This is a genomic window from Micromonospora sp. WMMD730, from assembly GCF_049178955.1.
Taxonomy (GTDB): Bacteria; Actinomycetota; Actinomycetes; order Mycobacteriales; family Micromonosporaceae; genus Micromonospora; species Micromonospora wenchangensis.
Window position 1 is genome coordinate 2482897 of record NZ_JBMHML010000002.1, and the last position, 13344, is coordinate 2496240.

A 13344-nucleotide genomic window follows, 5' to 3' on the forward strand; every position below is an offset into this window, starting at 1 on the left:
CACCCGGCGGCTCAGGGGTCGGCTCAGTCGCGGGTGAGCTGCTCCGGCAGTGGCTTGGTGTGCAGGATCACCAGCTCTCCGACGGCCCGGGTCAGGGCGACGTAGAGCCGGTTCATGCCCCGGGGTTCGGCGGCGACGATGTCGGCGGGTTCGACGAGCACCACCCGGTCGTACTCCAGGCCCTTGACCTGGCTGACCGGGACCGCGTGCAGGGCTTCGGCCAGGTGGTCGGGGGCGATGACGGTCCCGGTCTCCCCGGCCACGGCCGTGGCCAGGTCGTCGACCCGGCGGATCTCCAGGCTGCCGCCAGGCCGGAACGACCGGGTCGGCGCGATGCCGGGCGGCAGGGCACGGGCCGCGAAGTCGGCGATGACCTCGGGCACCCGGTAACCGGTGGGCAGGTCCAACGTCCGGGCGGTCCGCTTGCCGAGCCGTCGCACCAGCTCCGGCCACGAGTCGGCGGCCAGCGGGTGGGTGGCCTGACCGAGGTCACCCACGATGGTCATCGAGGCGTACTCGGCCCGGCGGGCGATCATCCGGCATTCCATCGGCGACAGGTCCTGCGCCTCGTCGAGGATGACGTGCTGGTAGGCGTCCGCGACGGGCTCCTCGGCCTCGGCCACCGGCAGCGGCTCGGCCAGCACCGGAACGTAACCCTCCTCGCCGTACGGGTCGACGCCGTCGACCCAGCCCACCACCTGGTGACCCTCCCGGAGGATGATCGCCGCCGCCCAGCGCTGGGCACCCCAGTGGCCGCTGTCCAGCGACTGCCCGGACTGCGCCATGGGGGTGGCCAGGCCGGGGGCGAAGAGCTGCCACCCGTCGGCGAGGCTCGGGCTCAGCACGAAGGTCTCCGCCAGCCGGATGCCGCTGCGCAGTTCCCGGCGCTGCCACTCGGGTCGGACCTCGGTGACCTGTGGCGGTCGGCCCAGGATCTCGGCCAGCTCGTCGAGCAGCGGGACGTCGTCCACCGACCACTCGCCCCGCTGGGCGGGCAGGACGTCCTGCGGGGTCAGGGTCGGCCACCAGGCGGTCAGGAAGGCGTCGGGGATCTCCCGGCCGGGCAGCAGTTCCGCGAGCACCGTCGCGGCCTGCGGCCGGGCGGCGTTGGGGGTGATCCCGGCGGCCTCGCACCGGCGGCGGACCACCCGGCGGGCCCGCGCCAGGTCGTCGGCGTCGAGACCCCACAGCCGGTTCGGCACGTTCGGCGGGGTGTCCCAGGCCAGGTCGGTCAGCACCCGCACCATCCGCAGGTCACCCTTGGTGCGGGCCACGTCGGCGCGGTCCCGCCGGGTCGCCACGACACCGTCGAACAGCTCGCCGACGGCGCGCAGGTGGACGCTGTCCTCGCCGAGGCCGGGCAGCACCCGGCCGATGTACTCGGTGAACACGGTGGACGGGCCGACCACCAGCACCCGGCCGTCGGCGTACCTGCCCCGGTCGCGGTAGAGCAGGTAGGCCGCCCGGTGCAGGGCCACCTGCGTCTTGCCGGTGCCTGGACCGCCGGTGATCAGGGTGACACCGTGGCTCGGTGCGCGGATCGCCTCGTCCTGCTCGCGTTGGATGGTCGAGACGATGTCGCGCATGTGTGCGCCGCGTTCCCGGGTCAGCGACGCGAGCAGGGCGCCCTCGCCGACCACCCCGTCGACGGGCGTGGCCGACAACACCTCGTCGTCGAGGCCGACCACGGTACGTCCGGAGCAGGTGATCACGCGGCGACGGGTCACCCCGAGCGGTTCGCCGGGGGTGGCCCGGTAGAACGGTGCGGCGGCGGGGGCCCGCCAGTCCACCACCAGGGGCTCCCGGTCGGCGTCGCGGACCCCCAGCCGACCGATGCGGTACGTCTCGTCGTCGTCGTAGTCGAGCCGGCCGAAGACGATCCCCTCCTCCTGGCCGTCGAGGTCGGACATCCGGGTGGCGGCGCCCAGCACCATGGCGTCCCGCTCGACCAGCCCGGTGGCCGGCCCGCCGCCGGCCCGCCGACGCCCCTCCTCGCCGAGCTGCCTGGCCTGCGCGCGCATGACCTCCAGGCGGGCGTACACCTGGTCGACCACCTGCTGTTCGATGGCGATCTGCCGGGTCGTCTCGGACACGGGCCCCCCGATCTCTGCGCCGGGCCCCGCAGCCCGGACCGGTCGAGAGTAGGCCCGGTACGGGGTGGCAAAAATCGTCATCCGGGACGATCCGGACGGCTTGACCGGCCCATATGATGAATGTGGCGCACCCGGGAGGACGACGTGATCCGGTGCCGTTCGGGGTCGGCAGACCGGCCGGACGGTCCTCCTCCCTGCGGGGTCGCGTCGCCTACGCTCGCTCTCGCGCCGGACCGGTGGCCGGGGAGCGCACCTCGACCCGACGCGGTACGGCGTGCCGCCGCCCACCGTGGTCGCCGGCGGTCACGGGTACCGGGCGGGAGGCTGGGCATGGTGGTCACGGGTGGTCCGCAGGGTGGGGTGGCGGTGCCGGCGGTCAACCGGCGCAGCGGCGTGGCGGCCACCGTCGGCGCGGTGGTGGCGGTGCTGCTCCTGGTCGTGCTCGCCCTGGCGGTGGCGCTGGTCGGGATGTTCCTGCCGATGGCGGCCGACGGCTGCGGCACCGAGGGCACCGAGGGCCTGCTGATCTGCGGGCCGGCCGGTCAGCTCGTGGTGCTGGGCGCTCCCACCGGGGGTGCCCTGGTCGGGGTGCTGATCGCCCTCGTCGGCTTCCTGCCGATGCCGTTGCGGCACCGGCGGGCCCTGTTCATCGGCGTCGGCTACCTGGTGGTGCTCGGCGGGCTGGGGGTGGCCTTCCTGGTGGCGTTCAGCGGGTGGTGACGGGTCAGCGGGTCTTCTTCGTCGCCCGTTTGCGGGGCGGGGTCAACAGGTCGGCGATCGCGGCGATGGTGGACGGCACCGTGCGGTAGTACGCCCAGACCCCCCGCTTCTCGCGTTCGATCAGCCCGGCCTCGGTGAGAATCCGCAGGTGGTGGCTCACCGTCGGCTGGGACAGCCCGAGCGGCGCGGTGAGGTCGGTGACGGACGCCTCGCCCTGCGGGGCGGACTGGATGAGACTGAGCAGTCGTAGGCGGGCCGGGTCGGCGAATGCCTTCAGCACTCCCGCGAGCCGTTCCGCATCGGCACGTTTGATCGGCTCACCGGTCAACGGCGAGACAGCAGGCGTGTTCGTTTTCGCAGCTCCCACGTCCGCCATCATGGCAGCCGGAGTCGGGTCGGACCGGGGGATCGCCGATCGGCCGCCACGAATTTCGCGGATCGGGTGACAGTGACCGGCGCGTCGGCCGACCGTTGGTCGCGGCGGGGACGGCGGGCCGCGGCCGGTGGACGGGATGCGCTCCCGCCCACCGGCCGCCGGGTTTCCCCGCCGCCCGCCGGGTCCGTGACCCTCCCGGCGGTGACCTGTCCGGCCGTGCCCGGCCGGTCTTACCCAGCCGGCCGTGGCCGGGTCGGTCAGCGGGCGGTGCAGGTGGGGGTGAGCCCGGATCCGCTGCCGTTGCCCTGGAAGCCGAACTCGGTGACCTGGCCGGGGGCGAGTTGGCCGTTGTAGTTGACGTTGGTGAAGCGGACCGTCCCGGTGCTGCCGCTGGCGGTGGCGTTCCAGGTGTTGGTGACGCTCGCGCCGCCGGGCAGGGTGGTGCTGACCGTCCAGCCGGTGGTGCCGGCGGACCCGGCGGTCACCCGCAGGGAGGCGGTGAAGCCGCCGTTCCACTGGTTGACCGACACGGTCGCGGTGCATCCGGCCCCGCCGGGCGGGGGCGTGGTCGGGGTCGCCGGGGGCGTGGTGGGGGTCGCGGGCGGGGTGGTGGTGGGCGGCGGGGTGGTGGGTGGCGTGGTGCCGTCGAACTGGGTGAAGAAGTTCCACACCACGGGCCGGGTCCAGGACTTCTCGCCGGGGGCGTACACGTCGGCGGTGCCGTCCACGGCGTTGGGGGCGTGCCCGCCGTCGAACGGGGCCCAGGCGACCGGGTAGCCGGCCCGGCAGCCCGAGTAGTAGGTGACGGTGTGGGTCAGGCTGCCCTGCGCCGGCTCCGGGGGGTTCTGCGGGGTGCAGCCGTTGTTGCGGACGAACCGGTCGCGCAGCGACCGCCCGGTCGAGATGGGCAGCACGTTGTCCCGCAGGCCGTGGATGCCGATGTACGCGATCGGCTGGGTGCCGCCGTTGCAGCCGCTGAGCTGCCCGCCGGAGTAGACCGCGACCGCGCGGAAGGCCGAGGCGCGGGCGCAGGCGATGGCGTAGCTCATCCCGCCGCCGTAGCTGAACCCCATGGCGAAGCGCTGGGTGGTCTCGACGCACAGCGCGGACTCGATCTGCCGCATCATGTCGTCGACGAAGGTCAGGTCCCGGTCGCCGGTGTTGGCCCAGCCGTTGCCGATGCCCTGCGGGGCGACGAAGATCGCGCTGTTGTTCGCCAGGGCGCGGATGCCGTAGTAGGACCAGGGGTAGCCGCTGGTGCCGCCCGAGTCGACGTCGTTGGCGGTGCCACCGTTCCAGTGGAAGCCGAAGATCAGCTTGTAGGGGTGGTTGCGGTCGTAGTTGTCGGGGATCCGCAGGATGAAGGTGCGGTTCTGGCCACCACTGGAGATGGTCCGGGTGCCGCTGGTCAGCGTCGGCGTCTTGCCGCATCCGGCGGTCGCCGCGAGCGGGGCGGCGTCCTTGGCAAAGGCGACGGGCCCGGTCCCGGTGGTGATCGCGGTGCCGCCCAGCGCGAGGGCGAGCGTCGCCGTTGCCGCGACGACGCCGGCCACGAGTCGGTGTCTCGACATCAGGGGAACTCCTTCGACATCAGGGTGGTGGTGGGGGCGCGACCGGCCTGCCCGACTCCGACGGCGGCGGCGGCCCCGGTGGTGATCCCGGCCGTGCCGGTGGGGGCCACCGGAGCGGGACAGGTGATCACACTCATCGATGATTACGAACGTAATCCGTATGACGTATGATGTCAACAAACGGGTGGTCGGCGGTGCGCCTCCGGAGGGGGTCCGTGGTGCGCCGGTCCGGTGCCCGGCCGGGGGATGCGCGGGGTGCTCGAACATCGGGGCCGGTGACGCGGATCGATCCGCGTCACCGGCCCCGATGCCGTGGCCTGCCCGGCGTCAGCGGTTCACCAGGTCAGCGGCAGGGTGTTGACGAACCGGGTGAGCGCGCCGGCGATGAGCTGGTCGTCGCGGCGGGAGGGATGCCAGTCGCAGCCGAGCTTGTCGAGCCCCAGGGCGTTGTCGTCGTAGTAGAGCGACCGGATCCGGGTGTCGCCCCGGCTGGCGCGGGTCTGCACGATCTGCTGGACGGAGCTGGCCAGCGCGGTGGTGGGGGACAGGTCGGGGTAGGTGAGCACGATGAACGTGTCGGGCCCGTACCGGCTGCGCAGCTTGTCGAGGAAGGCCAGGTAGGCGGTGCGGAAGTCGGCCGCGAGCTGGTCGATGGTGGCCCACCGTTCGCCGGGGTTGAGGGCGGTGGAGAAGTCGTTGATGCCCAGCCCGACCACCACCAGTTGCGGCTTCCAGGTTGCCGGCTTCTGCCACACCGTGCTGTTCCACAGGGCCTGGAGATCCGTCTCGTAGTAGGTGCGGAAGTTGTCGGTGCCCCCACCGTTGAAGTTGCGTACCATGCCGAGCCCCGACCAGGCGGTGAGCTGGTAGTCGGCGTTCAGGCTCTGCGCGGTCAGTGCGCCGAAGGTGACGTCGGCGTTGGAGTTGCGGGTCACCCCGCCGTTGCCGGAACAGTCGCGGGTGGTCGACATGTTGCCGTAGCCGGCGGTCCACGAGTCACCGATGAACTCGATCTGCCGGCTGCGGGGGGCGGGCTTCGCCAGGATCGCCCCGCCGGCGGCGGGGACGAGGCCGCCGAACTCGCCGACGGCCCACGGGCTCTCGGTGCGCTTGACCAGTCGTACGGTGTGCTCGCGGTCGGCCAGGTTGCGGACCCAGTAGGTGGTCCGGCCCGGCGTGACCAGGGTGGCGACGGTCGCGCCGTCGACCTGCACGAGGTAGTCGTTCTGCGAGTCGTTGAGGACGAGCCCCACCCCGGTGCCCCGGAACCGGCCCTCGAAGTAGATGCCGGGCCAGGTGTACTGCGCGCTGCCGTCGACCGCCCTGACCCGTCCCACCGTCGTCGTCTGGTCGAGCGCCCCCGTCGCCGGCGGCGGTGTGGTCGGGGGCGGTGTGGTGGGCGGAGGCGTGGTGGGCGGCGGCGTGGTCGGTGGTGCGGTGGTCGGGGGCGGCGTGGTCGGCGGCGGCGTGGTGGTCGGTGGTGCGGTGGGCCCGGTGGTACGCCCGGTGCACGGCACCCCGTTGAGGGCGAAGTCGACAGGCACCGGGTTCGCCGAGTTGTTCCAGGACGCGCCGAAGCCGAACTGGGCGCTCGCTCCGGTGCCGAGGTTGCCGTTCCAGTCCACGTTGCCGACGGTGACCCGGCCGGCGGACTGGGTCACCGTGCCGTTCCACCACTGGCTGATCACCTGCCCGGCGGTGAAGGTCCAGGTGAGCCGCCAGCCGGTGAGCGGGTCGCCGAGGTTGGTGACGTCGACGTTCGCGCCGAATCCGCCCGGCCACTGGCTGGTCACCGTGTAGGTGACCCGGCATCCGGCCGCCGCCTGGGCGGGGACGGTGCCGACGAGGGCGGCGGTGGCGACGACGGTGGTGGCGGCGCACAGCGACACCGCCAGTCTGAGCCGGGAACGCGTGGGTCCCATGAATGATCCTCCCGCAGGGGTGGGGCGGCGACGATTGTCGGCCGCGTCGACGAGGCGGCTCCGCCGGCGGGAGGGGTGGTCCCGGTCCGGGGGCGAATGGCCGCGTGGTGCTGGCGTGGTGTACGGCGGACGGCGATGTGCCGTCGGCCGGCCCACCCCGGTCGTACGGTGTCCCTCGGCCCGCAGCCAGCCCGGCTCCGCTGCGGATTATCCCGTCCGGATTCGACCTCCGTCAATCGATCAGGTCGTCGGCCGGTCGGACCCCGGGGGTGACCCGAGGAGCAATGCAATGAGAGTTGTCTATATTGACGTCCGGCGTGGAAGGGCGCAGGATCGCGGCACCACCCCCGTGATCCGCCCTGGGAGGCGTCATGCCCCGTTCCCGCCGGCCGCTGCTGCGGACCGCCACCCGGATGCTCGCGTTCGCCGCCGCCACCGCCGGTGTGCTGGCCGCCGCCGCGCCCGTCAGCGCCGCCGTCCCCACCGGACGCTACGTCGCCCTCGGCGACTCGTACACGTCCGGCCCGTTGATCCCCACCCAGGTCGACCTGAACTGCCTGCGCTCCAACCGCAACTACCCGTCCCTGGTCGCCGCGTCCGCCGGCTCGTCGCCGTTGGTCGACGTGAGCTGCTCCGGGGCCACCACCGACGACATCCGCTACGGCGGCAACGGCTCGCTGGGCCGGCCGCTGCCCCCGCAGCTCGACGCGGTCACCGCGGACACCACCCTGGTTACGGTGCAGATCGGCGGCAACGACATCGGTTTCTCCAGCATCATCAGCGACTGCGCCCAGGCGAGCTTCAGCAGCCCGCTCGGCTCGCCGTGCAAGAGCCTCTACACCGCTGGCGGCACCGACCAGTTGCAGGCCCGGATCACCGCCACCGCCCCGAAGGTCACCGCCGTGCTCCAGGCGGTCCGCCGGGCCGCGCCCGGGGCCCGGATCGTGGTGCTCGGCTACCCGGCGATCGTGCCGGACTCCGGGTACGGCTGCTGGCCGCTGGTGCCGATCGCCTACCAGGACGTGCCGTACCTGCGGGGTGTCGCCACGTCGCTCAACGCCATGCTGGCCGGTGCCGCCGCCGCGAACGACGCCGTCTACGCCGACGTCTACACCCCGTCGATCGGGCGGGACACCTGCAAGAGCAGCGGCACCCGGTGGGTGGAGGGCCTGGTGCCGGAGAACGCGGCGGCGCCCTTCCACCCCAACGCCCGGGGTGAGCAGGGCATGGCCACCGCCGTGCTGGCCACGCTGGACAACTGACCCGACCGTAACCCGCTCCCGCCGGTACGCCCGTTGCGTCCGCCCGGCGGGGACCCCCGGTCCTGAGCTGTCGGATCCCGAGGTCGGGGCCGACGTCAGGACCGGGGGCCCTGCCGTTGCGGGGGACACCCGTCAGGCCACGGCGCATTCCTGGCCGTTGAGAGTGAACCCGGTCGGCTTGGCGTTCGCGCCGGACCAACTGGAGATGAAACCGAAGTTCGCGCTGCCACCGGGGCTGATGGTGCCGTTCCAGCCGACGTTCGTGGCGGTGACCTGGGCTCCGCTCTGGGTGTAGGTGGCACCCCACGCCTGGTTGAGCTGCTGGCCGTTGGCGAACGACCAGCCCAGGCTCCAGCCGTTGACCGCCGTGGTGCCGGTGTTGCGGACGATCACCTCGGCCTGGAACCCGTCCGGCCACTGGCTGCTGATCGCGTACGTGACCTGGCAGGACGCGGTCGACGGCGGCGGCGTGGTCGGAGCCGGCGTGGTCGGGGCCGGGGTGGTCGGGGCCGGCGTGGTGGGGGTGACGGTCGGGGTGGGGGTGCTGGTCGCGCCGCTGACCCGGTAGACGACCGTCCCGTGACCCGGCACGCTGGCCGAGATGGCCCCGGTGGTGGTGCTGGTCGTGTTGGTCCACGCGTCCCGCAGGGTGAACGAGCCGCCCGACAGTCCGATGGCGGCGGTGGTGGTGGTGATTGTGGTGGTGGAGCTGCCTTGGTTGAACAGGGCGACGGCGATGTCGCCGTTGGCGAGTCGTTTGGCGAGTACTCGGCGGGTGCCGTCGAAGGAGATTTGGGTGGCTTGGAGGGCGAGGGGGTCTTGGCTGATGCCGATGAGGTTGGCGTTTTTCAGGATGGTTTGGGTGGCGGTGTTCATGTTGCGGAGGTCGTTGCCGGCGATGAGGGGTGAGGCGAGGATGGCCCAGAGGGCGAAGTGGGAGCGCATTTCGGTGTCGGTCATGCCGCCGCGGCCGACTTCCATCATGTCCATGTCGTTGAAGGCGCCGGGTTTGGCGCGGGCGGCGAGGGGGACGGTGACGTCGATGATGTTTTGGATGCCCATGGGGTAGCCGTTGGTTTGGCCGCTGTTCCAGGTGTTGGTGATGTCTTCGGTGGTGCGCCACATGTTGGATACGTCGCCCCAGTCGCGTTGGGGTCCGGTTTTGGAGTGGATGCTGTTGCTGTTGATGCTCAGGACGATGGGGCGGCCGGCGGCGGCGAGGCCGTCGCGCATCTTGGCGAAGGCGCGGACTTGGTCGTCGATGGTGCCGGTGGGTGAGCACCAGTCGTATTTGAGGTAGTCGACGCCCCAGTTGGCGAACTGGCGGGCGTCTTGTGCTTCGCGTCCCTGGCTGCCGGTGGCGCCGGGGTAGGAGTTGAAGTACTGGGCGCAGGTTTTGTCCAGGGGGGCCTGGTAGATGCCGAACTTGAGGCCGCGGGCGTGGATGTAGTCGCCGAGGGCTTTCATGCCGGAGGGGAAGCGGGTGGGGTCGCCCTGGAGGTTGCCGGCGGAGTCGCGGTTGGGGTTCATCCAGCAGTCGTCGACCACGACGTACTGGTAGCCGGCGTCTTTCATGCCGGAGCTGACCATCGCGTCGGTCATCTGCCGGATCAACGCCTCACTGATGTTGCAACCGAACGTGTTCCAGCTGTTCCACCCCATCGGCGGCGTCCGCGCCACACCGTTGTTGAGGGCCAGCGCCGGGGAGGTCCGCAGCGCCACCGCCGGGCCCGCCACCAGCAGCAGCCCCGCCGCCATGGCGGTCAGCAGCCGACGGCTACGGGTAGATGGTCTTCTCATGGTCTTCCGTCCGTTTCACTCGGGGATCGTGGGTGCCGGCAGGGGCGGGACGTGTCGTCGCCACCTCGGCCGGCCCTGAGGGCGTAGCGAGGTGGCGACGACACGTCCGGTGCCGGTCAGCTCGTGGTGCAGGTGAGGTTCGTCGGCGCGTTGTTGGTGCCGTTCACCGTGCCGATGAAGCCGAACGTGGTGGAGGCACCGGCGGCCAGCGCCCCGTTGTAGTCGACGTTCTTCACGGTCACGTTCGCGCCGCTCTGGGTGTGCGAGCCGCCCCAGATCTGGCTGATGGTCTGCCCGTTGGGGAACGTCCAGGACACCGTCCAACCACGGATCGCGGTCGCGCCGGCGGTCACCGTGACCTCCGCCTGGAAGCCGCCCGACCACGAGCCCGTCACCGCGTACGTCGCCCGGGCCCCCGAGGGCGCGGGGGAGCTGGTGGTCGGCACCGGCGTCGTCGGCACCGGGGTGGTCGGCGCCGGGGTGGTCGGGGTCGGGGTGGTCGGGGTCGGCGTGGGGGTGGCGGTGGGCGTGGCGGTCGGCGTCGGGGTCGGCGTCACGCCCGGCCGGGCCGCGCGGTAGGTGTGCCCGGCCTGGACGGCGAACTGGACGACGTCGGTCTCCGGACGGGTGGTGGCCGGCACGCTGCCGTCGGCGACATCGGTGAGGGTGAAGCTGCCGGTGAACAGCCGCGACCGCACCCGCAGCGTGCCGTCACGGTCGGCGCGGATGCCGATCTCGTCGGGCTGCCCGCTGCTCCACGCCACGCCGACGGTGTAACCGCCGCGCCCGCGCAGGCCCGCGACCTGCCCGGTGGGCCACGCGCTGGGCAGCGCGGGCAACACGTTCAGCTCACCGGTGTGGCTGTGCAGCAGCATCTCGGCGATGCCGGAGGTGGCACCGAAGTTGCCGTCGATCTGGAACGGCGGGTGCAGGTCGAACATGTTCGGCGCGAGCCGGTCGGTGCGGACCAGATCCTTCAGCAGCTTGTGGGCGCGGGCGCCGTCCTCCAACCGGGCCCAGAAATTGATCTTCCAGGCGAGGGACCAGCCGGTCCCGTCGTCGCCCCGCAGCTCCAGGGTCTTGCGGGCGGCCTCGTACAGGGACGGGGTGCCCCGCTTGGTGATCTGGTTGCTGGGGTGCAGGCCGTACAGGTGGGAGACGTGCCGGTGGTTGCGCTCGGTCTCCACCCAGTCGGCCAGCCACTCCTGCACGTTGCCCCGCGAACCGACCCGGGTCGGGGGGAGCCGGTCCTTGGCGGTACGCACCTGCGACCGGAACGTGCTGTCCACATTCAGGATCTCGCTGGCGCGGGCGGCGGCGTCGAACAGGTCCCGCAGGATCTGGTTGTCCATCGTCGGCCCGGCGCAGACGCTGGCATTGGAGTGGTGCGGCAGCTCCGGGGAGTTCGACGGGTTGGTCACCAGGTAGCCCAGCGACGGGTGGGCGACGAGCGTGTCGAGGAAGAACTGGGCGGCACCCTTGAGCGCCGGGTAGTTGGTCTGGAGGAAACCCAGGTCGCCGGTGAACAGGTAGTGGTCCCAGATCATCGTGCCCAGCCACGCGCCACCGGTCTGCCACATGCCCCACAGCGCACCGTCCACCACCGACGCGCCCCGCCAGGCGTCGGTGTTGTGGTGGGTGACCCAGCCGCCCGCGCCGTACTGTGCCTGGGCGACCCGGGCTCCGGTCACCGTCAGGTCCTTGACCATGTCGAAGACCGGCAGGAAACACTCGGACAGGTTGGTGGTGTCGGCCGGCCAGTAGTTCATCGGCAGGTTGGCGTTGATGGTGTACTTCGAGTCCCACGACGGCGTCAGCGAGTCGTTCCAGATGCCCTGGAGGTTCGCCGGCTGGGTGCCCGGTCGCGAGGACGAGATCAGCAGGTACCGCCCGAACTGGAACAGCAGCGCGGCGAACTGCGGGTCGTTGCTGCTCGCGTGCTGCGCGATCCGCACGTCGGTGGTCTGGTCGGCGGCGGCCGTACGACCCAGGTTGATGTTCACCCGGTTGAACAGCGCCTGGTAGTCGGCCAGATGCCGGCTGCGCAACTGCTCGATGGCCACACCCTTGGCGGCGTTGAGCCGGGTGCGGGCGATGCCCTGGTAGTCGCCGTTGACGGTGCGGTAGTTGACGTAACTGGAGCCGATCGAGATCAGGATGGTGACGCTGGTGGCCCCGGAGACCCGCAGGGTGCCGCCGGAGCTGCTGACCGTGCCCCCGGTCGCGGCGGCGTTGGCCAGGGCCAGGAACCGGACCGAGCCGGTGACCCCCTCCTGGCTGCCGGAGATGCCGTCCAGCCCGATGGTGGCGGAGTCCGGGCTCGACACGGTGGTGCGCTGCGGACTGTCGAACGTGGCGGAGAACGTGATCGCGTTGGCCCGGTCGGCGGTCAACCGCACCACGATCACCTGGTCGGGCGCGCTGGCGAAGACCTCCCGCTGGTGCCGCACGCCGCCCAGCACGTAGGTCGTGGTGACCGTGGCGGTGGTGAGGTCGAGGGTGCGGACGTACTGGCTCGCCCCGCTGGCCGACCCGAAGGCCAGCCGCAGGTTGCCCACCGTCTGGTACGCAAGCTGACCACCCGGGTTGCCCATCATCGTCTGGTTGATCAGGTCCTGCGCCGAGGTCCACTGGTCGGCGAAGACCCGTCGCCGGATCTCGGCCAGGTTGGCCGCGCCCCGGGTGTTGGCCGAGTCGTACGGGCCACCGGCCCAGACGGTGTCCTCGTTGAGTTGGAGCCGTTCGGTGTCGACGTTGCCGAACACCATCGCCCCGAGCCGGCCGTTGCCGATCGGCAGCGCACGCAGCCAGTCGGTGCCGGCCCCTTCGTCGTACCACAGGGCCAGGTCGTTCGCGGCCAGCACCTGCGGTGGTGCGGCCGAACCGGCGCGGGCGGTGGCGGACCAGGCGACCGGAACCAGCGCGGCGCCGGCCCCCACCGCTCCGGCCTTGAGGACGTTCCTTCGGGTCACTTCAGACATGTTCTCTCCCAGGGGTGCGGATCAGAGCCGGGTGCGGATGGGGGAGGGCGGCACTGGTGGCCGCCGCCGTGGACCCGGTGCCGGGGACACGGTCGACCGCCACCCGGCCCGGACCGATATTCCGATCGGCCGCAGCGGAAACCCTGCTGTTATCGCTAACAGGCGCGGCCCTTCGCGCCCTGACGTCGGCATCCATGACTACCGTGACGGCGCGTCGAGCTCCCGGCGGCGCACCATCTCGCCACATATGGACTCTCGTGGATTCCTTGGGCTCCGTCAAGATATGACGGCCATGTTGCGCGAATGTTCCTGGCCCGGTCCGGAGGTCCGCGTCGTCGTCCGTCGGCCGCCCCGGGTGGTTGTCGGCCGGCGTCCGGAATGGTCCGACGGGCCACCGTCCAGCTCGGGCGTGCGGGTGGGATGCCAGCTCAGGACCGGTTCTCCGGCGGTACCTGGCCGACGGGGCGGGACGTCCGCGTGACACCGGGCGGCGGTGCCGCCCTTGAATCGGCGGACGGCCTTCCGTAGCATCCGGGTTTGCGAAATGTTATCGCAAACATTTCCGGGGCGCGGCAACCCGCCCCGACGTCGTCCACCGTGCCTGTGCCTGTGCCTGTGC

9 protein-coding genes are annotated in these 13344 nt (G+C 71.7%); 2 read left to right on the forward strand and 7 right to left on the reverse strand.

The genetic code is table 11. From position 1 onward, the window contains the following. Positions 1 to 23 precede the first annotated feature (23 nt). On the reverse strand, positions 24 to 2093 hold the full coding sequence (locus ACN265_RS10990; protein WP_421407204.1) for a HelD family protein: 2070 nt from the start codon (positions 2091 to 2093) through the stop codon (positions 24 to 26). Between the two features lie 330 nt (positions 2094 to 2423). Here ACN265_RS10990 and ACN265_RS10995 point away from each other — a divergent pair, with 330 nt between their 5' ends. Beyond that, entirely contained in the window at positions 2424 to 2813 is a 390-nt protein-coding gene (locus tag ACN265_RS10995) for a hypothetical protein (protein ID WP_421407206.1), read from the forward strand. A 4-nt stretch (positions 2814 to 2817) separates the two neighbouring features. Here the strand turns inward: ACN265_RS10995 and ACN265_RS11000 are convergent, their stop codons facing one another. The 4 genes from ACN265_RS11000 to ACN265_RS11015 form a co-directional block, all read right to left on the reverse strand. Further along, positions 2818 to 3189 (reverse strand): ArsR/SmtB family transcription factor, encoded by a 372-nt coding sequence (locus ACN265_RS11000; RefSeq protein ID WP_088647720.1) that lies wholly within the window; start codon positions 3187 to 3189, stop codon positions 2818 to 2820. Between the two features lie 257 nt (positions 3190 to 3446). Then, complete coding sequence (locus ACN265_RS11005) at positions 3447 to 4760, reverse strand: cellulose binding domain-containing protein (RefSeq protein WP_204923186.1); 1314 nt, start codon at positions 4758 to 4760, stop codon at positions 3447 to 3449. Beyond that, positions 4760 to 4897 carry a hypothetical protein gene (locus tag ACN265_RS11010; RefSeq protein ID WP_421407208.1) on the reverse strand — a complete coding sequence of 46 codons (138 nt, stop codon included), beginning with the start codon at positions 4895 to 4897 and terminating at the stop codon, positions 4760 to 4762. The genes ACN265_RS11005 and ACN265_RS11010 overlap by 1 nt, the downstream gene beginning before the upstream one ends. 198 nt (positions 4898 to 5095) lie before the next feature. Beyond that, positions 5096 to 6682, reverse strand: coding sequence for a cellulose binding domain-containing protein (locus ACN265_RS11015; RefSeq protein WP_421407210.1), 1587 nt, complete (start codon positions 6680 to 6682; stop codon positions 5096 to 5098). 371 nt (positions 6683 to 7053) lie between these two features. Here ACN265_RS11015 and ACN265_RS11020 point away from each other — a divergent pair, with 371 nt between their 5' ends. Next, positions 7054 to 7944 (forward strand): SGNH/GDSL hydrolase family protein, encoded by an 891-nt coding sequence (locus ACN265_RS11020; RefSeq protein WP_204923183.1) that lies wholly within the window; start codon positions 7054 to 7056, stop codon positions 7942 to 7944. Between the two features lie 132 nt (positions 7945 to 8076). Here ACN265_RS11020 and ACN265_RS11025 read toward each other — a convergent pair whose 3' ends face one another. Together ACN265_RS11025 and ACN265_RS11030 are read right to left on the reverse strand one after the other, a co-directional pair. Continuing rightward, the gene (locus tag ACN265_RS11025; RefSeq protein WP_421407211.1) at positions 8077 to 9744 is read right to left on the reverse strand and encodes a cellulose binding domain-containing protein; all 1668 of its coding nucleotides are present in this window, start codon (positions 9742 to 9744) and stop codon (positions 8077 to 8079) included. 116 nt (positions 9745 to 9860) lie between these two features. After that, on the reverse strand, positions 9861 to 12725 hold the full coding sequence (locus tag ACN265_RS11030; protein ID WP_421407212.1) for a glycosyl hydrolase family 95 catalytic domain-containing protein: 2865 nt from the start codon (positions 12723 to 12725) through the stop codon (positions 9861 to 9863). Positions 12726 to 13344: the final 619 nt, after the last annotated feature.